General features: G+C 60.8%; 21 protein-coding genes, 1 pseudogene and 1 riboswitch. Of the genes and pseudogenes, 10 read left to right on the forward strand and 12 right to left on the reverse strand.

The features are described 5' to 3' along the window. Nucleotides 1–119 precede the first annotated feature (119 nt). Nucleotides 120–221, reverse strand: a pseudogene (locus L8H52_RS23985) (APH(3') family aminoglycoside O-phosphotransferase); the annotation flags it as partial. Nucleotides 222–394: 173 nt separating this feature from the next. On the opposite strand from L8H52_RS23985, the gene L8H52_RS23990 reads away from it, so the two are divergent. Both L8H52_RS23990 and L8H52_RS23995 read left to right on the forward strand, forming a co-directional pair. Next, a complete protein-coding gene (locus tag L8H52_RS23990; RefSeq protein ID WP_242209014.1) occupies nt 395–2,182 on the forward strand; it encodes a thiamine pyrophosphate-requiring protein in 1,788 nt (595 codons plus the stop codon). A 69-nt stretch (nt 2,183–2,251) separates the two neighbouring features. Next, entirely contained in the window at nt 2,252–2,968 is a 717-nt protein-coding gene (locus L8H52_RS23995) for a DUF72 domain-containing protein (RefSeq protein ID WP_242209015.1), read from the forward strand. A gap of 1 nt (nt 2,969) precedes the next feature. On the opposite strand, the gene mntP is transcribed toward L8H52_RS23995, so the two are convergent. From mntP to L8H52_RS24010, 3 genes are all read right to left on the reverse strand, one after another. Further along, complete coding sequence (gene mntP / locus L8H52_RS24000; protein ID WP_016984480.1) at nt 2,970–3,533, reverse strand: manganese efflux pump MntP; 564 nt, start codon at nt 3,531–3,533, stop codon at nt 2,970–2,972. A gap of 6 nt (nt 3,534–3,539) precedes the next feature. Then, nucleotides 3,540–3,712: riboswitch (yybP-ykoY riboswitch) on the reverse strand. Nucleotides 3,713–3,777: 65 nt separating this feature from the next. Continuing rightward, a complete protein-coding gene (locus tag L8H52_RS24005) occupies nt 3,778–5,151 on the reverse strand; it encodes an ATP-binding protein (RefSeq protein WP_242209016.1) in 1,374 nt (457 codons plus the stop codon). Next, complete coding sequence (locus tag L8H52_RS24010; protein WP_016984482.1) at nt 5,148–5,810, reverse strand: response regulator; 663 nt, start codon at nt 5,808–5,810, stop codon at nt 5,148–5,150. Before L8H52_RS24010 ends, L8H52_RS24005 begins: the two co-directional genes overlap by 4 nt. A gap of 169 nt (nt 5,811–5,979) precedes the next feature. Between L8H52_RS24010 and L8H52_RS24015 the strand changes: the two genes are divergently transcribed. From L8H52_RS24015 to L8H52_RS24040, 6 genes are all read left to right on the forward strand, one after another. Further along, nucleotides 5,980–6,246, forward strand: coding sequence for a PepSY domain-containing protein (locus tag L8H52_RS24015; protein WP_007960465.1), 267 nt, complete (start codon nt 5,980–5,982; stop codon nt 6,244–6,246). Further along, nucleotides 6,246–6,791, forward strand: coding sequence for a cytochrome b/b6 domain-containing protein (locus tag L8H52_RS24020; protein ID WP_242209017.1), 546 nt, complete (start codon nt 6,246–6,248; stop codon nt 6,789–6,791). The genes L8H52_RS24015 and L8H52_RS24020 overlap by 1 nt, the downstream gene beginning before the upstream one ends. 50 nt (nt 6,792–6,841) lie before the next feature. After that, nucleotides 6,842–8,137 (forward strand): sialidase family protein, encoded by a 1,296-nt coding sequence (locus L8H52_RS24025; protein ID WP_242209018.1) that lies wholly within the window; start codon nt 6,842–6,844, stop codon nt 8,135–8,137. Further along, nucleotides 8,134–8,745: a hypothetical protein gene (locus L8H52_RS24030; protein ID WP_242209019.1), complete on the forward strand. Its 612-nt coding sequence runs from the start codon at nt 8,134–8,136 to the stop codon at nt 8,743–8,745. Before L8H52_RS24025 ends, L8H52_RS24030 begins: the two co-directional genes overlap by 4 nt. Nucleotides 8,746–8,765: 20 nt before the next feature. Next, nucleotides 8,766–10,793, forward strand: a complete 2,028-nt coding sequence (locus L8H52_RS24035) for an LTA synthase family protein (RefSeq protein ID WP_242209020.1) — start codon at nt 8,766–8,768, stop codon at nt 10,791–10,793. Nucleotides 10,794–10,862: 69 nt separating this feature from the next. Further along, the gene (locus tag L8H52_RS24040; protein ID WP_242209021.1) at nt 10,863–11,258 is read left to right on the forward strand and encodes a DUF1801 domain-containing protein; all 396 of its coding nucleotides are present in this window, start codon (nt 10,863–10,865) and stop codon (nt 11,256–11,258) included. Between the two features lie 294 nt (nt 11,259–11,552). Here the strand turns inward: L8H52_RS24040 and L8H52_RS24045 are convergent, their stop codons facing one another. Further along, complete coding sequence (locus tag L8H52_RS24045) at nt 11,553–11,771, reverse strand: hypothetical protein (RefSeq protein ID WP_175554183.1); 219 nt, start codon at nt 11,769–11,771, stop codon at nt 11,553–11,555. A 152-nt stretch (nt 11,772–11,923) separates the two neighbouring features. Between L8H52_RS24045 and L8H52_RS24050 the strand changes: the two genes are divergently transcribed. Continuing rightward, nucleotides 11,924–12,280 carry a lysozyme inhibitor LprI family protein gene (locus L8H52_RS24050; protein WP_242209022.1) on the forward strand — a complete coding sequence of 119 codons (357 nt, stop codon included), beginning with the start codon at nt 11,924–11,926 and terminating at the stop codon, nt 12,278–12,280. 54 nt (nt 12,281–12,334) lie between these two features. On the opposite strand, the gene L8H52_RS24055 is transcribed toward L8H52_RS24050, so the two are convergent. From L8H52_RS24055 to L8H52_RS24085, 7 genes are all read right to left on the reverse strand, one after another. Next, on the reverse strand, nt 12,335–14,014 hold the full coding sequence (locus L8H52_RS24055; RefSeq protein ID WP_242209023.1) for an MFS transporter: 1,680 nt from the start codon (nt 14,012–14,014) through the stop codon (nt 12,335–12,337). 188 nt (nt 14,015–14,202) lie between these two features. Beyond that, nucleotides 14,203–14,970 (reverse strand): phosphonate ABC transporter, permease protein PhnE, encoded by a 768-nt coding sequence (phnE, locus tag L8H52_RS24060; protein ID WP_242209024.1) that lies wholly within the window; start codon nt 14,968–14,970, stop codon nt 14,203–14,205. Beyond that, nucleotides 14,967–15,791, reverse strand: coding sequence for an ABC transporter permease subunit (locus L8H52_RS24065; RefSeq protein ID WP_242209025.1), 825 nt, complete (start codon nt 15,789–15,791; stop codon nt 14,967–14,969). The genes phnE and L8H52_RS24065 overlap by 4 nt, the downstream gene beginning before the upstream one ends. After that, the gene (locus L8H52_RS24070; RefSeq protein ID WP_242209026.1) at nt 15,785–16,582 is read right to left on the reverse strand and encodes an ATP-binding cassette domain-containing protein; all 798 of its coding nucleotides are present in this window, start codon (nt 16,580–16,582) and stop codon (nt 15,785–15,787) included. Before L8H52_RS24070 ends, L8H52_RS24065 begins: the two co-directional genes overlap by 7 nt. Then, nucleotides 16,579–17,442 (reverse strand): putative selenate ABC transporter substrate-binding protein, encoded by an 864-nt coding sequence (locus L8H52_RS24075; RefSeq protein WP_242209027.1) that lies wholly within the window; start codon nt 17,440–17,442, stop codon nt 16,579–16,581. Before L8H52_RS24075 ends, L8H52_RS24070 begins: the two co-directional genes overlap by 4 nt. Nucleotides 17,443–17,571: 129 nt before the next feature. Next, nucleotides 17,572–18,291, reverse strand: coding sequence for an SDR family oxidoreductase (locus tag L8H52_RS24080; protein ID WP_242209028.1), 720 nt, complete (start codon nt 18,289–18,291; stop codon nt 17,572–17,574). Between the two features lie 89 nt (nt 18,292–18,380). Beyond that, nucleotides 18,381–18,773 (reverse strand): RidA family protein, encoded by a 393-nt coding sequence (locus L8H52_RS24085; protein WP_242209029.1) that lies wholly within the window; start codon nt 18,771–18,773, stop codon nt 18,381–18,383. A 115-nt stretch (nt 18,774–18,888) separates the two neighbouring features. Between L8H52_RS24085 and L8H52_RS24090 the strand changes: the two genes are divergently transcribed. Beyond that, nucleotides 18,889–19,854 carry a LysR family transcriptional regulator gene (locus L8H52_RS24090; RefSeq protein WP_242209030.1) on the forward strand — a complete coding sequence of 322 codons (966 nt, stop codon included), beginning with the start codon at nt 18,889–18,891 and terminating at the stop codon, nt 19,852–19,854. The last annotated feature ends 21 nt before the right edge of the window (nt 19,855–19,875 follow it).

A 19,875-nucleotide genomic window follows, 5' to 3' on the forward strand; every position in this document is an offset into this window, starting at 1 on the left:
GACTGTTCTGACGTCTTCGCGAGCAGGCTCGCTCCCACATTTGCGACGCAAGCTCCCTGTGGGAGCGAGCCTGCTCGCGAATGGCCTCACCGCCGACCGAGAGGTCTTGTGAAAGGCAATCAGAAAAACTCATCGAGTAGCTGATAAAAAGCGATCCGCTGCTGATCCGGTTCCACGCCGTACACCTCGAAAAACAGCGGCAGCCACTGCTCGCCAAGGTCCTTGCCCGTGCCCGAAATGCGCAGTTTGCCGTCCGGGCGGACTTCACCGCAAAGGGTCCAGGTGGTGAAAACAATCGAAACTTCGCCTTCGCCGTCATTGTCCAGACCTCTACAGCTCCCGGCCCAGGCACGGTCGGGAATACGTCATGCACCAGCAAACGACGAGGATCAAGATGACGATGACCGTAGGAGACTTTCTGGTTGAGCGGCTCAGCCAATGGGGCGTCACACGGATTTTTGGCTATCCGGGTGACGGCATCAACGGCGTGTTCGGCGCGCTCAGCCGGGCCAAGGGCAAAATCGAATTCGTTCAGGCGCGGCATGAAGAAATGGCTGCGTTCATGGCCTCGGCGCATGCCAAGTTCACTGGCGAGTTGGGGGTGTGCATCGCCACTTCCGGCCCCGGCGCTTCGCACCTGATCACCGGCCTCTACGACGCGCGCATGGACCACATGCCGGTACTGGCCATTGTCGGCCAACAGGCGCGCACAGCGCTCGGCAGTCATTACCAGCAAGAGCTGGATCTGGTGTCGATGTTCAAGGACGTCGCCGGGGCTTTTGTGCAACAGGCCTCGGTGCCTTCGCAGGTACGGCATCTGCTTGATCGTGCAGTGCGCACGGCAGTGGGTGAGCGCAGGGTAACCGCGCTGATCCTGCCCAACGATTTGCAGGACCTGAAATACGAAGCGCCGGCTCGCGAACATGGCACCGCGCATTCCGGGGTCGGTTACACGAAACCCAAAGTGCTGCCTTATGACGTGGATCTGCAGCGGGCCGCCGAGGTTTTGAATGCCGGGGAAAAGGTCGCGATTTTGGTCGGAGCGGGGGCTTTGCAGGCAACCGAGCAAGTTATCGCCATCGCCGAAAAACTCGGCGCCGGCGTCGCCAAGGCCCTGTTGGGTAAAGCCGTATTGCCGGATGATCTGCCATGGGTCACCGGCAGCATCGGCCTGCTCGGCACCGAACCGAGCTACAAGCTGATGAACGAATGCGACACCTTGCTGATGATCGGTTCAGGCTTTCCCTACGCTGAATTTCTGCCCAAGGAAGGCCAGGCGCGCGGTGTGCAGATCGATTTGCAACCCGACATGCTCAGCCTGCGCTATCCGATGGAGGTCAATCTTGTCGGCGATTCGGCGGAAACCCTCGCCGCGTTGTTGCCGCTACTTGAACAGAAAACCTCAAACAAGTGGCGCAAGAAAGTCGAGGGCTGGCGCGGTAGCTGGGAGAAAACCCTGGAAAAACGCGCCATGGCCAAAGCCGATCCGGTCAACCCGCAAAGAGTGGTGTACGAGTTGTCGCCGCGCCTGCCCAATAACGCAATCATCACCAGCGACTCCGGCTCCTGCGCCAACTGGTTTGCCCGTGACCTGAAAATCCGCCGTGGCATGCAGTGCTCATTGTCCGGTGGCCTCGCGTCCATGGGCGCCGCTGTGCCTTATGCGATCGCCGCCAAGTTTGCTCACCCCGAGCGTTCGGTCATTGCGCTGGTGGGCGATGGCGCGATGCAGATGAACAACATGGCCGAGCTGATCACCGTCGCCAAGTACTGGCGCCAGTGGACGAGCCCCAAGTGGATCTGCGCGGTGTTCAACAATGAGGACCTCAATCAGGTGACGTGGGAGCAGCGGGTAATGGAGGGCGATCCGAAGTTCGAAGCCTCGCAAAGCATTCCCGATGTGCCGTACCACTTGTTCGCCATTTCCATTGGCCTGAAAGGCATTTTTGTCGATCGCGAAGAAGACGTCGCCGCTGCCTGGGAGCAGGCGCTGGCCTCGGAGGTGCCGGTGCTGATCGAGTTCAAGACCGACCCGAACGTGCCACCGTTGCCGCCGCACATCAAGCTTGAGCAGGCGAAAAAATTCGCCACGACCTTGCTCAAGGGCGATCCGGATGAAGCCGGGGTGATCATGCAAACTGCGAAGCAGGTACTCGGCGCTGTGTTGCCCGGCAAGAAATGACGGTTCACGCACAGGTTGATCGTTCCCGCGCTCCGCGTGGGGAACGATCAATGATCGGAAGGTGCACTGATGATTTTCATTGGCTGTGCAGGCTGGAGTCTGGGGCGCGAACACTGGCCGGCATTTGCGGCAGAAGGCACGCACTTGCAGCGCTACGCCGGGCGTCTCAACGGCGTGGAAATCAACAGCTCGTTCTACCGTCCGCATCGTCGGCAAACCTATGCACGCTGGGCGGATAGCGTACCGGAAGCCTTCCGCTTTTCGGTGAAAATGCCCAAACACATCAGCCATGAATTGCGCTTGGTGGGTTGTGAACCAGCGCTGGATAAATTCCTCGCCGAGTGCGCAGGTCTGGGCGAGCGCCTGGGCTGTTTGCTGGTGCAGTTGCCACCGTCACTGGTGTTCGACGAAGTCGCCGCCGAAGCCTTTTTCACGACATTGCGTCAGCGTTTTTCCGGTTCTGTGGTGCTTGAGCCAAGACATGAATCTTGGGTCAGCGCCGAGCCGATGCTAATGACGCATCAGATTGCCCAAGCGGCAGTCGATCCCTCGCGCATCAGCACCGATGCTTCGCCAATCGGCTGGACACAAACGAAATACTGGCGACTGCACGGCTCACCGCGCATTTACTACAGCGCCTACGATTCCACTTATCTGCAAAACCTCGCGCAAGCCCTGCAATCAGCAGCCGCGGCAGGTGCCGCGACCTGGTGCATTTTCGACAACACCGCCAGCGGCGCAGCGCTGGGCAACGCCTTGGCACTGACCGCGCTGACTTCAGGTTGAATCAGACCGCCAGGTGCTCATACAGAATCGTCGCACCGACAATCATCAGCACCACGCCACCGACGATTTCCGCACGCTTGCCGACGACCGCGCCGAGCACTCGGCCGAGCATCACGCCAAGGGTCACCATGGTCATGGTCGCCAGACCGATCGCTGCCGCCGCGACCCAGATATTCACGTCGACAAACGCCAGACCGACGCCAACGGCGAGTGCGTCGATGCTGGTGGCAAACGCGGTGACGGCGAGAATCAGGAAGGAGTGCGAGCCGGGTTTTTCTTCTTGCTCTTCTTCGTGTTTCAGGCCGTTGTAGATCATGTGCAGGCCGAGAATCACCAGCAGGGTGAAGGCGATCCAGTGGTCCCATTCGGCGACCCAGCGGGTGGCCGCCTGGCCGATCAGCCAGCCGATGATGGGCGTGATGGCTTCGATCACACCGAAGATCAGACCGGTACGCAGGGCTTCAGTGAGACGCGGTTTGTGCAGGCTGGAGCCTTTGCCGATGGCGGCGGCGAACGCATCCGTGGACATGGCCAGAGCGAGGAATATGAGGGAAACAGGATTCACGGGGGCACACTTCCAGTCGGGCTATGAGTCAACGACACAACCACACGCCCGACTTTAGGCATGGATGTGTCGTCGGTCTCACCAACCAAAAGGTGTTCGCACCACGGCATGTTGCCGAGAATGTTGATACGAACGCTTCCGAAAGGCTCGGAAACAGGCTACTCCCCAACGAGGCTGCGGATCTTATGCGGGCAAACATGAAAATTTCGTCAAAACCACGACATTGGCAATCAGGTTTGACACGTCACGCCGGACGCTCGTTGATGCGCAGTTCTGCGCACAAGCCACCCCGGGGCAGGTTGTACAGCTGCAAGGTGCTGTCGATCTTGCTGACGATCATTTGCACAATCGCCAGTCCCAGTCCGGCGCCATTGGCGTGACCGTGGCTGTAGAAACGCTCGAACAGCCGTGCGTAATCTTCTTCTTTGATGCCGGGCCCAGCATCTTCGACGCTGATGTACACCGCGCCGGATGCCTGCGGTTGGACCTGTACGCGCACTTCGCTGCCGGGCGGGGCGAAGTTCAAGGCGTTGGTGACCAGGTTTTGCAAGGCAATGGCGAGTGCGACCGGGTCGGTGTCGACGGGGCAGTGGTGGTCGCTGTCGAGGATCAGGTCGACGTCTTTCTCCAGCGCCAGCGGCGCCAGTTCGGCGAGTTCTTCACGCACCAGCGCAGTCAGCTCCACCGGGCTTTTTTCCGGGTTGGCCAGGCGTGGCTCAATGCGCGCCATGGTCAGCAACTGGCTGGCGATACGGGTGGCACGGTCCACCGCACTGACCAGAAACTCCAGCGCTTCCTCACGCTGTTGCGCGGTACTGGCGAGCTGCGCGTTTTGCGCATGGATGCGCAGAATCGCCAACGGCGTGCGCAACTCGTGGGCGGCGTCGGCGATGAAACGTCGCTCGCGCGCCAGCAGGTTGTCGATCTGCTGCAGCAGGCGATTGAGCGCGGTTTGCATCGGTTCGAGGTCGTGGGGCAGGGGGCGCAGATTCAGCGGTTTGAGGGTGTCGGTGTTGCGCCCGCGAATGGTCTGCGCCATGGTCCGCAGCGGTTGCAGGCCCCAGCCGATGGCCAGCCAGATCAGCATCGTCAGCACTGGCACGCCGATCACGCTCGGCCACAACGTGTGACCGACGATGCGCTCGATCAAATCCTGGCGCATGTCATCGCGCTCACCGACCCAGATCAGCAGCCCTTGCTGCGAGTCCTTGAGCAGAAACGCGCACCAGTCGCGGCCGTTTTCCATCAGGTCGTGAGAACCGAAAGTAGTCGGCGGCGCCGGGAGTTCCGGCGCTTCGGCCGAGCGCATCAACAATTGCCCATCGCTGCGCCAGACCTGAAACGTCAAACGGGTTTCGTAGGGGTGTGCCGCCTCGCCATCACCGACCCGGCTCATCGCTTCATCGAAGGCCTGATGCAGCCGCTGCCAGTCGTTATCGCCCGGAGCGCGTTGCGCCAGCACACCCTGCAGCAGGCGTGCGCTCTGCGCCAGTTGCGCGTCGTAGACTTCTTCGATTTCGTGATGGCTGTCGCGCAGCACCAGCCAACTGATCAGTAGATCGCCCATCAATACCAGGATCAATACCGGCACCAGAATTCGCGCACGTATCGAGATCATGGTTTGACCGCCATCACGTAACCCACCCCGCGCACAGTGCGGATCAACTCGCTCGCAAGTTTTTTGCGCAGGTTGTGAATCAGCACTTCGAGGGTGTTGCTCTCGACCCGTTCCTGCCAGCCGTACAGCGCGCCGGACAGGCGCTCGCGGGTGACGACTTTGCCGGGCCGGGCCATCAGTTGATGCAGCAGCTGATATTCCATCGGCGTCATCACTACCTCGTTGCCCAGCCAGGTGACTTGCTGGCTGAGCGGATCGAGGCATACGCCGGCATGTTCAAGCACCGGTTGCGCGCGGCCCTGACTGCGCCGCAGCAACGCGCGGATGCGCGCCTTCAACTCATCGACATCGAACGGTTTGATCAGGTAGTCGTCGGCGCCGGCATCGAGGCCGGCGATGCGCTCGGCGGTGCCATCGCGGGCGGTGAGGATCAGCACCGGCAAGTCCTGTTGTTCGCTGCGCAGTTGTTGCAGCAAGGCCAGACCGTCGAGCCGTGGCAGGCCGAGGTCAAGCAGCAGCAGATCGAAGCTTTCACTGCGCAGGGCATGCAGGGCACTGACCCCGTCCTGCAACCAGTCGAGGGTATAACCTTCGTTGCTCAGGGCAACGCGAATGCCTTGTCCGAGGGCACGATCATCTTCGACCAGAAGCAGGCGCATGGCGGTTCTCTGTTGGCGGAACGGGTTGGAATGGACGGCATCATGCCGCCACGCCGAGCGTCGTGGCAGGCCACCCGACGGGAAAGATGTAACGACTCGTTGCCAACTAAGCTTTCACTAAGGTTGCTTTTGCACAGTGAGGTCTTCCTCATCCAGCGAGAGTGATTCCATGCGCAAACTGCTGCTGTTGTCTTTGATCGTCGCCAGCCCGTTGGCCGTCGCCGGCCCGCAATGCACCACCGCCGAGCGTTCGCAATGGCAAGACCAGAAGGCCTTTCAGGAACAACTGAAAGCCCAGGGTTACGAGATCAGCAAGTTCAAGGTTACCGACGGCAACTGCTACGAGATCTACGGCTTCGACAAAGACAAGCGCAAGGTCGAGATCTACCACGACCCGGTCAGCGGTAAAGCGGTCAAGACCGAGATCAAGGGCTGATGCCGAGCGCGTCCCTGCACCTGTGGGATCCCGTAGTGCGGCTGTTTCATCTGTCGATTGCGGGCGTCTTCGTCGCCAATTATTTCTTCAATGAAGCGGGTGACGACTGGCATGTCTGGCTCGGTTATTACGCCATGGGCTGGTTGCTGGTACGCACGGTGTGGGGATTTATCGGGCCGCGCAGTGCCCGTTGGGCGGACTTCTGGCCGACCCCGACGCGCCTGCTGGCCCATGCGCGCTCACTGCTCGCCGGGCGGCCCGAACATCGCCTCGGCCATTCGCCGATCGGTGCGCTGGTGATGATCCTGATGTTGTTGGCGTTGTTCACCGTGGGTCTCAGTGGCTGGGCGATGGCAGAAGTCGACGCCTTGTGGGGTGCCGATTGGCCGTTGTCGGTTCACGAAACGGCGGCCGACAGTCTGCTGGTGCTGGTGTGCATTCACATCGCTGCTGCCGTGTTTGAAAGCTTTCAGGTTCGCGACAACTTGCCGTTGTCGATGCTCACCGGGCGCCGTCGCCGATTGCCAAATGATTCGACGCGCTGACAAGGACGTCTGCCCATTGTTAATCCTCCTGTCCTTGCCGCGAGCCCCTTATGCGTGCGTTGTCCTTTCGCTTGACGTTCATTCTCGGCAGCCTCGCGGTGTGCCTGATCTTTCTGGCCGCGTGGCGCAGTCATCCACCCCATGTGCTGGCGCCCTTTGCGCTGTCGACAGCGCCGGTCGATGGCGCGCTGCAAGCGTCGGAGCCGATGTACAGCAGCCGTTTCGTTTCCTCGCAGCTGGATGATTTTGTGCATTCCTCTTCGGTCACCGCGCTGCCTGGCGGGGACCTGATGGCCGTGTGGTTTGCCGGCTCGCGCGAAGGCGCTGCCGACGTGCAGATCCGCACCGCGCGCTTTGATGCAAAAACGGCGGAGTGGGGCGCCGAACAGGTGCTGGCCACCCGCGAGCAAACCCGCGACGGCACCCAGCGCTATATCCGCAAGCTCGGTAACCCGGTGATCGCGCTCGCGCCGGACGGGCGCTTGTGGATGTTCTACGTCTCGGTGTCCGTAGGCGGTTGGGCCACCAGTGCGATCAACGTGATGGTCTCTGCCGACATGGGCCGTGAATGGTCGACGCCGCGCCAGTTGATCACCTCGCCGTTTTTCAACATCAGCACACTGGTACGCGCGGCGCCGGTGTTCCATGCCGACGGCTCGATCGGCTTGCCGGTGTATCACGAGTTCATGGGCAAGTTCGCCGAGTACCTGTACCTGAGCGCCGACGGTGCAGTCATCGACAAATTCCGCATCAGTCGCGGCAAGCACTCGTTGCAGCCGACCATCGTGCCGCTGGATGGCCGCCGCGCCGTGGCGATGCTGCGTTATGCCGGTGACACCCATCATCGCGTGTTGGCCAGCCGCACCGACGATGCCGGCCAGACCTGGAGCGAACCGTATCCGCTGGAACCGGCCAACCCCAACTCCTCGCTGGCAGCGGTAGGCACGGCTGACGACGGTTTGCTGGTGGCGCTCAACGATTTGCGCGACGGGCGTTTCAAATTGAGCCTGTACGGCACCGATGCCAATCTCAATGACTGGCGCGCCGTCATCGACCTCGATCAATCGCCCGATCCGTTCGGCCAGCCGTTCGCCCCTGAAGCCTACAAAGCGATCATCGGCGAAGGCTTCCGGGCCTCCAGTGGCGCGCGCCGCCTGCCGTTGGAACAGCGCTTTCTGAGCAATCTCGACTACCGCGTGTGCAAACCGCGCGGCTGTGATTTCGAGTACGAATATCCGTATTTCAGCCGGGGTTCGGACGGTCTCTATCACCTGGTGTATTCGTGGAATAACACCTTTATCAAACATGTCAGCTTCAACGATGCCTGGCTGGCGGAGCGTCTGTGATGTTTCTTTGGCAAGCCCATTTGAGTTTTGTCCTGCTCGGTTTTGTTCTGCTGAGTACATTTAATTTCACCCGGCCATGGCGCCCGTGGCTGTTGCCGTTGTTGGCGCTGGCCGGTTTTATTCCGGTCAACGATTTGCCGCTGGCGGCCTATGTGCGCAGCTTTACCGATGATCTGGCGATCACCACGCTGGTGTTGCTGGGCTGGGTCTGTCTGCTGCGCCTGGGCGTGGTTCAGCCGTTGCCAACGGTCAAGCGCGCTCAGGTGCTGGTGTTGTTTACCGTGTTGGCGCTGATTCTGTATCCGGCAACGATGGGCCTGACTTACGTCGATCCTTATCGCTGGGGCTTTAATCCACGGCCGATGATTGTGCTGATCGGGCTGAGCACATTGGCCCTGTTGTGGCTGCGCAATGGCTTGGGCGTGGCGATGTTGGCACTCGGCACGCTGGCCTTCGCGCTACGCCTCAAAGCCTCGGAAAACTATTGGGATTACCTGATCGATCCGCTGCTGGTGGGTTACTGCCTGGTGGCCGGTGCCGCGCTGTGCGTGCGCGAAGTCTGGCGCCTGCTGCGGCCGGTCCGGGCCGTGCCGACGTCTTCAATCTGATCACCACACAGAGGTTTACGATGGGTTGGTTGCAATCGCGGCGCCTGCGCTACGGCGTCGGCGCGGCAGGTTTGGTGTTTTTACTGTTGGCCCTGCTGCGGCTGGTGTTCGTGCTGGGTTTTTCCGGTCTCGACATCAGCGCATTTGCCAACGACCCGCAACTGCGCGAAACCCTCGGCATCGGTCTGCGTTTCGACCTGCGTCTGGCAGTGTTGCTGATGTTGCCGCTGGCCGTTCTGGCATGGCTGCCTCGCTGGAATCTGACGAAGCTGCCGTTGCTGCGGCATCTGGCGCGGGGTTATTGGTTGCTGGTGCTGGGCGTGGTCGGTCTGATTTACATCATCGACTTCGGCCATTACGCCTACCTCGGCGTGCGCATCAACGCGACGGTACTGCGTTATCTGGAGGATGCGCAGATCTCGCAGCAAATGGTCCGGGAAAGCTATCCAGTGCTATGGATTGCCCTCGGCTGGCTGGCGGTGCTCGGTGTGTGGTTCTACGGATTCGTGCGGCTGGAGCGCGCGACACTGGCGCGGGAACCTCGCGCCATCCGCCGTACCTCGCTGGTCGTGGGCAGCGCTTTCGGCCTGGTCGCCGTGTTGCTGGCGTTGCTCGGTCGTGTCGAAAATCTCAATCTGGAAAACCCGGTGCCGCTGCGTTGGAGCGATGCGTTTTTCTCGGGCAATGCGCAGATTGCCGCCGTCGGCCTCAACCCGGTGCTGTTCCTCTATGACACGCTCAAGGCCGGGCAGGCGCAGTTCGATGAGGCGCAGGTGCGCGAGCATTACCCGCTGATTGCGCGTTATCTGGGCGTGGAACAAGCGGACGCGCAAACCCTGACATTCGAGCGCCAGCAAGCGGTGCAACCGTACCGGGTCGCCGGCGCGCCGAACGTGATGTTCGTCATGCTCGAATCGTTGGGCACCAGCGCGGTGGGCGCCTATGGCAACCCGCTGAACCCGACGCCGAACCTCGATCAACTGGCCACCGAGAGTTGGTTCTTCCGACACTTCTACGTGCCGGTCACCGGGACCGCCAAAACCGTCTGGGCCAGCATCACCGGGGTGCCGGACGTCACACGTCAGGAAACCGCTACTCGGCATCCGTTGATCACCCGTCAGCACACACTGATCAACGCGTTCAGCGATTATCAAAAGCTCTACATGATCGGCGGCAATGCCGGCTGGGCGAATATCAATGCGCTGATCCAGCAAAGCATCGAGGGCGTAAAGCTGTATCAGGAGAGCGACTGGCGTTCGCCGCTGGTGGATGTCTGGGGCATTTCTGACCTGGATCTGTTCAAGGAAAGCGACCGCATCCTGCGCGATCTGCCCAAGGACCGACCGTTCTTTGCTTATGTGCAAACCTCGGGCAACCACCGGCCGTTCACCATTCCCAAGGACAACGACGGCTTCCAGGTCAGTCATCTGTCGCTGGAACAAGTGCAAGCCGCCGGCTCGCGCAGCGTCGAGCAATACAACGCGGTGCGCCTGCTGGACTTCAACATCGGCAAGCTGATGGAGCTGGCCAAGGCCGGCGGCTACTACGACAACACGATTTTCGTGTTCTTCGGCGACCACAACACCCGCATCAGCCAGATCCCGCACATGCCACCAGCCTTCGAACAATTGGGGCTGGAAAGCAACCATGTGCCGATGCTGATCCATGCGCCGGGCATGCTCAAAGCCAAGGTGATCGATGAGGCGGTGGGGTTGGTGGATTTGCTGCCGACGGTGGCAGGCATGGCCGGCATCCCGTTCAGCAACGGCGCGATGGGCCGCGATATTCAGCAGCCGGCGCCGGAAGGTGAGCGCGTGGTGCCGCTGGTGTTGCGCGAAGGCACGTTCCCGTTGATTGGCGGCGTGACCCAGCATCATCTGCTGCAAATGCAACACGACGGCAGCGCGCCGACCTTGCACGACCTGCGCTCCGCCACGCCACGGGACAACGTCGCCGAGCAACATCCACAGGAGTTTCAGCGGCTGGTGGAGCTGACGCGGGGGCTGCATGAAAGTGCGCGATTGATGTTGTATCGGAATGTGCGGTGAGGGCTGCACTGGCGAGGGGGAAGGGCGCGGACTAGAGTTGTGGGTCTCCTGTCCGTCGAGAATCCTGCGATGAAAAAAGCCGAGGGCACCGAATCCGCTTCCCTTCTGATTGATCAACGCATCGCCGAACTGGGGGACTGGCGCGGTGAAACGCTGGCGCAGATTCGCGTGATCGTGCATAGGGCTGATCCCGAAGTGGTTGAGGAATGGAAGTGGCGGGGTGTGCCGACGTGGTCGCACAATGGAATTATCAGCACCGGCGAGACGTACAAGGCTGCGGTGAAAATGACCTTTGCCAAGGGTGCGTCACTGGACGATCCGGCGGGGTTGTTCAATGCCAGTCTGGAGGGCAATACGCGACGGGCGATTGATTTCCACGAGGGTGACCGGATTGATGAGAAAGCGTTGATTGCGCTGATTCGGGCGGCCGTGAAACTCAATATGGCGAAGAAGCCCTCACCCTAGCCCTCTCCCAGGGGGAGAGGGGACTGACCGGGGTGATCATGCAAGTTACGCCGACCTGAAATACCGAGGGGAACTGAAGATTCAAAAAGCACACAGATCGGCTCCCATTCCCCTTCTCCCGGACGGTGGGGGAACTCACCGAGGTGTTCATGCAAGTTACCGATGTGCAATTGCGCGTCGAACTCAGATCGTGAAAAGCACACAAATCGGCTCCCTTTCCCCCTCGCCCCCTTGGGGGAGAGGGCTGGGGTGAGGGGGTAGATCCCGCAGACTGTTGCGATCGCCTGCAAAACACTAATTACCATCAGCCACTTTACGTTCGATCTCATCGACCTTGCGTTGCAGCGCCTCGGCGTCCTGTTCTTTCACTCGGGTGGACGAGGGCGTGATGACCTCATCCACGGCTTTGGTGTCATCGTCCCGGTCTTCAAGATCGCGCTCGACCACATTCACCGGTTTACCGGACGTGTCGGTTGGTGGGGCATTCGGGGTTTTGTTGTCATCGTTGTTCATTGTGCTGACCTCCAGTGGTGTAAACGTTGGAGGTGGCGGTACGGTAAGCGTTCGATAATTCTGTGGCTCAGTGGAATGAACGGTGCAGAAACTTTGCGCCGGAAAACGAGCCCAAGCTGATTCAATCCACCTTTGCCCGGATGCTTGCCACCATGCACCAGAAAACCCTGTTTGCAGCCTTGCTCGGCGTGGCTGTTCTGATAATCGGCGAGGCCAGCCACGCCGCCAGTTTCGACTGCGACAAGGCCAAGGTTCCCGACGAAAAAGCGGTGTGCGCCAATCGCACGCTCAACGACCTCGATGTGAGCATGGAGCTGCTGTACAAACTCGATCGGCGCTTTCTGCCGATGGGCGGGCGTGATGCGTTGATCGGGCAGCAACAAGCCTGGCTGAAAAAGCGCAGCCAATGCGCCGCTGATGTGAAATGCCTGACGGATATCTACCAGCAGCGCATTCAAGTGCTGCAGCAAATCATCGACACCCGCGTGGTCACCCAAGGCCCGTTTTGACACCAGCGATGCCCTTGCAGGAGCGGCCGTAAACCGCTCCTGCAAGGTTCAGGTTCAGTCCTTGAGAATGTCGCGATCCTTGGTTTCCGGCAGGAAGAACGTACCGAGTATCGCCGTCATCACTGCAATGACGATCGGGTACCACAAACCGTAATAGATATCCCCGGTCGCGGCGACCATGGCAAACGCCACCGTCGGCAGGAAACCACCGAACCAGCCGTTGCCAATGTGATAGGGCAGCGACATCGAGGTGTAGCGGATGCGGGTCGGGAACAGTTCGACCAGCCACGCGGCAATCGGGCCGTAGACCATGGTCACGTAGATCACCAGCACGGTGAGCAGGAGCAGCACCATCGGATAGTTGGTTTTCGCCGGGTCGGCTTTCTCCGGATAACCGGCGTCCTTGAGCGCACTGCCGAGGGTCGCGGTAAAGGCATCGTTGCGGGTCTTGAAGTCGGCGGCCGGCAGCGCGCTGCCTTCGAAACTCTCGACGACTTTGTCGCCGATGCGCACTTGCGCGACGGTGCCGTGTTCGGCGATCACGTTCTCATAGGGGATCGCCCGTTTTGCCAGCAGGGTCTTCGCCAGGTCACAGGAGCTGGTGAATTTGGCCTTGCCCACCGGGTCGAACTGGAACGAGCACTGGTCGGGGTTGGCGATGACTTTGACCGGGTTTTTCTCCTGAGCGATGAACACGTCGGGGTTACCGTACTGGGTCAGCGCGTGGAAGATCGGAAAGTAGGTCAGCGCCGCCAGCATGCAGCCGACCATGATGATCGGCTTGCGCCCGATGCGATCGGAGAGGCTGCCGAAAATCACGAAGAACGGCGTGCCGATCAGCAATGAACCGGCGATCAGCAAGTTAGCGGTCTGCGGGTCGATCTTCAGCGTCTGCAGCAGGAAGAACAGCGCGTAGAACTGCCCGGTGTACCAGACCACCGCTTGCCCGGCAGTACCGCCGAGCAGCGACATGATCACCACTTTGAGGTTGTCCCAGCGGGCGAAGGATTCGGTCAGCGGTGCTTTCGACGCCTTGCCTTCGGCCTTCATCTTCTGGAATACCGGCGACTCGCTCAGTTGCAGGCGGATATACACCGAGACGATCAGCAGCAGGATCGACAGCAGAAACGGAATCCGCCAGCCCCATGCTTCGAAGGCTTCCGTGCCCAGCGCCGTGCGGCAGGCGAGGATCACCAACAGCGACAGAAACAGACCGAGGGTCGCGGTGGTTTGAATCCACGAGGTGAAGAACCCGCGTCTGTTGCGTGGCGCGTGCTCGGCCACGTAGGTTGCTGCGCCGCCATACTCGCCGCCGAGCGCCAGGCCTTGCAGCAAGCGCAGGGTGATCAGGATGACCGGTGCGGCGACGCCGATGGTCGCGTAGCCGGGCAGCAGACCGACAATCGCGGTCGACACACCCATGATCACGATGGTGATGAGGAACGTGTGTTTGCGCCCGATCATGTCGCCGAGCCGGCCAAACACAATCGCCCCGAATGGCCGCACCGCAAACCCCGCCGCGAAAGCCAGCAGGGCAAAGATGAACGCGGTGGTTTCGTTGACACCGGCAAAGAAGTGCTTGGCGATGATCGCCGCCAGTGAACCGTAAAGGTAAAAGTCGTACCACTCGAAAACCGTGCCCAGGGACGAAGCGAAGATGACCTTGCGCTCCTCCTTGGTGATGCCGCCGCTGCGCGGTGGACTGCCGGTGGATGCTGTGTCGATTGTGGCCATGGGTGTTCTCCGTCGTGCTTATTGTTGTAGGCCGGAGTCCCCCGTTACTGCTTATCGCACTCTGGCCTTGTGGCAAATGCCGCAACTGCTCTCGCGTGAAACTTGCACAGTCTGACCGCCTCGCAGGTGTGCAAGGTTTCCTTGAGCATAATCAGCTTTTGCCAGATATCCACTTGCCGGCCTGCGCATCAGGCCTTGACCCAGCGCTGCCGACTCCACGCACTCAACCAGTCGACCACAAACACCAGCACCAGCATTGCCAGAATCACCGTGCTGGCCTGGGCTTCCTGAAACAGGCTGAGGCTCACATAGAGCATCTGACCCAGCCCGCCGGCACCGACAAAACCCAGCACGCTGGCCATGCGGATGTTGTTTTCCCAGCGATACAGAATGTAGGCGAGCAGTTGCGGCGCCAGGTTCGGCAGGGTGCCGTAGCAGAAGGCCAGGATCGGATTGCCGCCCTGCAATCGAATCGCTTCGGCCGGTTGCGGCGGGGTATTTTCCAGCGCTTCGGCAAACAACCGGCCAAGCACGCCGGTGGTGTGCAGGGCGAGGGCGAGGGTGCCGGCGTTCGGGCCGAGACCGGCGGCAAGCACCATCAGCGCTGCCCAGACCAGTTCCGGAATCGCCCGCAAGGCGTTGAGCAGCAAGCGCGAGGCACTTTGCAGCGGCCAGCCGAAACGCCCGGCGGCGGGCAGCGCCAGGACGATGCCGAACACGGCGGCGAGTAGCGTGCCGAGGGCCGACATGGCCAAGGTTTCCAGTGAGCCGTGGAAGATTGCCTTGAGGTAATCGGCGCTCAGGTCCGGGCTGAGAAAGCGCTGCACGTAAGCGCCCATCTGCTTGAGGCTGGTGGCGCTGCCGAGTTCGCCAAGATCCAGCCCCAGATAGACGAAGGAAGCGATCACCGCCAGCGCAATGCCGGCGATCAGCAGCAGGTTGATCAAGCGATTCATGTCAGCCTCCAGCGCAGCAAGCGGCTGAGTTGATCGGCGGCCAATACCAGAATTAGGAAGCACAACAGAATACTGGCGACTTCACCGCCGGCGAACATGCGAATCGACAGGTCGATCTGCTGACCCAGCCCTCCGGCGCCAACAAAGCCCATCACCACCGATGCGCGGATCGCGCACTCCCAGCGATAGACCGTATACGACAGCAGTTCCGACGCGACATTGGGCAAGGTGCCGTAAGCAAACGCCGCCAGCCGGCCGCTGCCAGCCTGCAACAACGCGTGCGCCGGACGCTGGTCGGTGGATTCGAAAATCTCCGCGTAAACCTTGCCGAGCATGCCGCTGTAAGTAATGGCGATGGCCAGCACACCGGCCGCCGGGCCAAGGCCAACCGCGCGGACAAACAACAGTGCCCAGACAATCTCCGGCACGCTGCGCAAAAAGATCAGCAAACCGCGAACTGGCCAGCGCAGCAGACGTCCCAATCGGCTCGGCACGCCACCGCGCGAGGCAGCGGACAGCGACAGCGCGCGGCTGGCAATCAGGCCGGCCGGTATCGCCAACAACAACGCCAAGGCCATGCCAGCGGTGGCGATAGCGAGGGTCTGCAGGGTGGCTTTGAGCAGTAGCTGGAGAAACGCTTCGTCGTGCGCCGGTGGCCAGAATTGCGCGACAAAACGGCCCATTTCATTCTGGCTGTCGGGCAGCAACACACCCAGATTCAGCTCGCTGAGCTGAACGCCCGGCCACAGCAAGGCAATCGCCAACAGCGTCAGCAGCAGTCGTGGCCACGCCGCCGGATCGCGTGAATCAGCCTTCAGCATCGGGGGATCTGCACAGTCAGAGGCGCCACCGCAGCGGTCGGCGATTGCAGTTTTTCGTTGGCGTACAGCGCGTCGAGCATCTCGTGGCTGACTTGCCCGGAAGGGCTGTCGAACAGAACCTGCCCGTCGCGCAGACCGATGATCCGTGGGAAGTGCGACAGCGCCAGATCGACCGCGTGCAGGCTCGCCACCAGCGTGACGTTGTGCTCGCGAGCGTGGCGCGAGAGGATCGACAGCGTGTGCCCGGCCATCACCGGGTCCATCGCCGACACCGGTTCATCAGCCAGCAGAATCTTCGGCGCCTGATACAACACGCGGGCGATGCCGACACGCTGTAACTGGCCGCCAGACAGTTGCTGACAATGGGCGAAGAGTTTGTCGCCCAGATCCAGCCGCGCCAACGCCGCGCGCGCACCCGCCACATCCAGTGGATGCAACAGGTTCAGAAGACTTTTACCCAGACTCCATTGGCCGAGCTTGCCGGCCAGCACCGCCGTGACCACGCGCTGACGCGGCGGCAACGGCGGTGCCTGATGCACCAGACCGATTCGTGCGCGCAAGCGTTGGCGCTGGCGGGCGGACAAGTGCCAGGCGCGCTCACCCAACACTTCAATTTCACCGCTGCTGGGCCGCAACGCGGTCGCCAGCAGGTTGAGCAAACTCGATTTGCCGGCCCCGGACGGGCCAATGATGGCGACCTGTTCGCCGACGCCAATCTGCAAATCGACACCGCGCAGGGCGTCGACTCCATTGGCGTGGCGCAGGCTGCCCTGGTTGAGGCTCAGGGTCATTTCAGCAGTTCGGCAGCGCGGGCGGCTTCCTCGATACCCTTGTAGTTCTCGGGTTTGGTGTCGATGAAGCGGCTGGCGGCTTGCAGATCAAGAATCTTTTTCTGCTCAGGGTTGGCCGGGTCCAGATCAAGGAAGGCTTTTTTGATCTTCGCCGCGAGCGCTGGGTCGAGGGTGCCGCGCACGGTCCAGTTGTAATCGAAGTAGGTCGGGGTGGTGGCGAAGACTTTCACTTTGTTGGTGTCGACCTTGCCGGCATCCACCAGTTTCTGCCAGACGCTGGCGTTCAGCACACCGGCGTCAACCTTGCCAGCCTGCACCCAAGCCACGGTGGCGTCATGGGCGCCGGAGTAGGCGACACGGCTGAAATACGCTTCAGGCTTGATGCCATCGTTTTTCAGCATGAAGTAACGCGGCATCAGGCTGCCGGAGGTCGACGACACCGAACCGAAAGCGAAGGTCTTGCCCTTGAGGTCGGCGAGGCTATGTACGTTCGGGTCGGCAGTGATGAATTTGCTGGTGAACTGCGCGTCCTGCTCGCGCTGAACCAGCGGAATGACAGGCGTCGTTGCATCCGTCTTCAAACGCGCCTGCACAAAGGTAAAACCGCCGAGCCAGGCCATGTCGAGGCGATCGGTCGCCAGGGCTTCAACCACTGCCGGGTAGTCGGCTACCGGCACGAATTGCACTTTCATGCCCAGTTGTTGTTCCAGATACGCGCCCAGCGGTTCGAACTTGCGCAGCAGTTCGGTCGGCGCTTCATCGGGAATCGCGCTGACGCGCAAAACGTCGGCCGCCTGGGCCATGAATGCAGAAAAGGACAGGGCCAGGCCGGCGGTCAGTGCCAGTGTTCGTTTGAGCATGGAATTCTCCGTTTCGTGAGCGTCAAAATGTGTGAAGTGCTGAACCAGGGCGCTACGTGAGGGTAGACGAATCGGCGAGGTTATACGTATTCCCACGCGCAAAGGCCAGCGCCATCAGGGCTGCAGGGGTCAAAAACGTTCGTCGAGTATCGCCGGAAGCGTGAGCTCCTTGATGTAGCTGGCCGAGGACAGACTGAGGATCATGCGCACCACATCGACGACATCGTGCACGGGAATCAATTGACCCTCGCCACGCTGCGACGCCACGTCCCGTGGCGTGCTCAGCAGGTCTTCGGTGTTCAGATAGCCAAGATTGAGGCTGGTGACTGCCAGACGCTGATGCCGGTAGCCTTCGCGCAACGTTTCGGCGATCCCGCGCAGGGCGAATTTCGAGGCGCCGAAAGCGACTTCCGGGCGCCCGCTTTGTGGCAGGCCCGAGGTTGATCCGGTGAGGATGATTCTGGGATGGGCGCTTTTCAGCAGAAGGGGAAGCAGGCGTTTGATCAACAGGATCGTTGCGCTGATGTTGCAACTGACGATGGCTTGCAATTCGTCGTCCGGGCTGTCGAGAAAGTCATAGGCTGGATCGAACGCCGACTCTTCCCAGATGCCAAGGTTGTAGATCAGCGTATCCAGCCCATCGTCGACGACCGCCTGCTCGATGGCGTGCGCGGCTTTGGCCGGGTTCATCAGATCGGCTTCCACCCAGCGTACAGGACGCTCTGCCTCGGACACCAAACCTTCGGGACGCGTGCGGGACACACCAATCAACGTGTCTCCCGCGTTACCCAAGCCTTCGATAAGCGCTCGACCCAAGCCTTTACTGGCTCCCACCACCAAAATGTTCATCGATCCTCTCCCTGATCTGAATGCTGATGTGGGGCAGCATGCAAACAGACGACCTCTGAAATGGCAAACGAATGGGTGTGTCTGGATATTTACGGCAACCTGGCGATCACCTTGATCTCGAAATCAAACCCATGCAGCCAGGTCACCCCAACCGCCGTCACCGTCGGATGCGGTGCCTCGCCCCAGAACTCGGTCAGCACCACATCCCAGATCGTCTCGAATTTCGACGGGGGGTCAACGATGAATACGGTGACATCGACCACGTCATCGAAGCTGGCACCGGCCTCTGCAAGGATTGCATTGAGGTTAGTGAAAGCCTGACGCACCTGGTTTTTCAGATCCGGCTCTGGCGTGCCGTCCTCGGTACTGCCGACCTGTCCCGAGACAAACAGAAAACCGTTGGAGCGAATGGCTGGCGAGTAGCGATGGCGCTCATAGAGGGTGCGGCGTGCGGGTGGGAAAACAACATCGCGCTGAGTCATGGGGGTGTCTCCTTCATTTGAGTTGATGGAGCCACTGTAGGTATTTGCAGGCAGGGGATAAACGCGCAAGCTTGGCGTTCACTGTTTGTGAAATCCAAACAATCGAGGGCGCACCTTGGACCGTTTTGACGCAATGCAGGCCTTCGCCCGGGTGGTCGAGGCGGGGAGTTTCACCAAAGCAGCGGAAACCTTGCACATGAGCAAGACCACCGTGACCCAACTGGTGCAGCAACTGGAGGCGCGCCTGCGGGTCAAGTTGCTCAATCGCACCACGCGGAAGGTCAACGTCACCAACGACGGCGCGGTTTATTACGAACGGGTGATCAAACTGTTGGCCGACATGGACGATGCTGAAACCAGCTTGCCCGGCGCGGCGGCGTTGCCCAAGGGCCGGCTGCGCGTGGACGTGCCGAGCCCGCTGGCGCGGTTGATTCTGGTGCCGGCCCTGCCTGAGTTTCACGCGCGTTATCCGGATATCCAGATCGACATGGGCGTCAGCGACCGCATCGTCGACATCATTGATGAGAATGTCGATTGCGTGGTGCGTGGCGGCGAGCTTATGGACTTGTCGCTGATGGCGCGCAAGGTCGCCGATCTGCCGTTGGGTGTATTTGCCGCACCGCAATACCTGGCACGTGCGGGCACACCTGCGCATCCACGGGAACTGGAAGACAGCCATCATCGGGTGGTCGGTTTCCTTTGGGCCCGCACCGGCAAACCGGTGCCGTACGCCTTGCACAACGCCAGTGAAAACCTGCAAATCAAAGGGCGTCACGTGCTCGCCGTCGACGACGGTAATGCCTACCTCGCGGCAGGTCTGGCGGGCTTGGGCGTGCTGTGGCTGCCCAAATACATGTCTGCCGAACACGAGGCGCGCGGCGAGTTGGTGCCGCTGTTCGCGGACTGGAAACTCGAGCCGATGCCGCTCTACGTCGCGTACCCGCCAAACCGGCATGTCAGCCTGAAGTTGCGAGTGTTTATCGATTGGGTGGTGGCGTTGATGGAACATCAGAAAAGTGGTGCGGTTATTGCTTCCCTGCGCGGTAATGCCGTCAAAAAACCAACTCGATCGGCGATCTGAAAGCGTGCAGTGATGAGATGC

This window comes from Pseudomonas sp. CROZ-RG-20F-R04-15 (assembly GCF_022662375.1).
Lineage (GTDB): Bacteria > Pseudomonadota > Gammaproteobacteria > Pseudomonadales > Pseudomonadaceae > Aquipseudomonas.

Bases quoted from the DNA above. Each gene is read 5' to 3' on its own strand.
- L8H52_RS23990 (WP_242209014.1), top strand. From the start codon at position 395: ATGACGATGACCGTAGGAGACTTTCTGGTTGAGCGGCTCAGCCAATGG.
- L8H52_RS23995 (WP_242209015.1), top strand. From the start codon at position 2,252: ATGATTTTCATTGGCTGTGCAGGCTGGAGTCTGGGGCGCGAACACTGG.
- L8H52_RS24005 (WP_242209016.1), bottom strand. From the start codon at position 5,151: ATGATCTCGATACGTGCGCGAATTCTGGTGCCGGTATTGATCCTGGTA.
- L8H52_RS24010 (WP_016984482.1), bottom strand. From the start codon at position 5,810: ATGCGCCTGCTTCTGGTCGAAGATGATCGTGCCCTCGGACAAGGCATT.
- L8H52_RS24015 (WP_007960465.1), top strand. From the start codon at position 5,980: ATGCGCAAACTGCTGCTGTTGTCTTTGATCGTCGCCAGCCCGTTGGCC.
- L8H52_RS24020 (WP_242209017.1), top strand. From the start codon at position 6,246: ATGCCGAGCGCGTCCCTGCACCTGTGGGATCCCGTAGTGCGGCTGTTT.
- L8H52_RS24025 (WP_242209018.1), top strand. From the start codon at position 6,842: ATGCGTGCGTTGTCCTTTCGCTTGACGTTCATTCTCGGCAGCCTCGCG.
- L8H52_RS24035 (WP_242209020.1), top strand. From the start codon at position 8,766: ATGGGTTGGTTGCAATCGCGGCGCCTGCGCTACGGCGTCGGCGCGGCA.
- L8H52_RS24040 (WP_242209021.1), top strand. From the start codon at position 10,863: ATGAAAAAAGCCGAGGGCACCGAATCCGCTTCCCTTCTGATTGATCAA.
- L8H52_RS24045 (WP_175554183.1), bottom strand. From the start codon at position 11,771: ATGAACAACGATGACAACAAAACCCCGAATGCCCCACCAACCGACACG.
- L8H52_RS24050 (WP_242209022.1), top strand. From the start codon at position 11,924: ATGCACCAGAAAACCCTGTTTGCAGCCTTGCTCGGCGTGGCTGTTCTG.
- L8H52_RS24055 (WP_242209023.1), bottom strand. From the start codon at position 14,014: ATGGCCACAATCGACACAGCATCCACCGGCAGTCCACCGCGCAGCGGC.
- phnE (WP_242209024.1), bottom strand. From the start codon at position 14,970: ATGAATCGCTTGATCAACCTGCTGCTGATCGCCGGCATTGCGCTGGCG.
- L8H52_RS24065 (WP_242209025.1), bottom strand. From the start codon at position 15,791: ATGCTGAAGGCTGATTCACGCGATCCGGCGGCGTGGCCACGACTGCTG.
- L8H52_RS24070 (WP_242209026.1), bottom strand. From the start codon at position 16,582: ATGACCCTGAGCCTCAACCAGGGCAGCCTGCGCCACGCCAATGGAGTC.
- L8H52_RS24075 (WP_242209027.1), bottom strand. From the start codon at position 17,442: ATGCTCAAACGAACACTGGCACTGACCGCCGGCCTGGCCCTGTCCTTT.
- L8H52_RS24080 (WP_242209028.1), bottom strand. From the start codon at position 18,291: ATGAACATTTTGGTGGTGGGAGCCAGTAAAGGCTTGGGTCGAGCGCTT.
- L8H52_RS24085 (WP_242209029.1), bottom strand. From the start codon at position 18,773: ATGACTCAGCGCGATGTTGTTTTCCCACCCGCACGCCGCACCCTCTAT.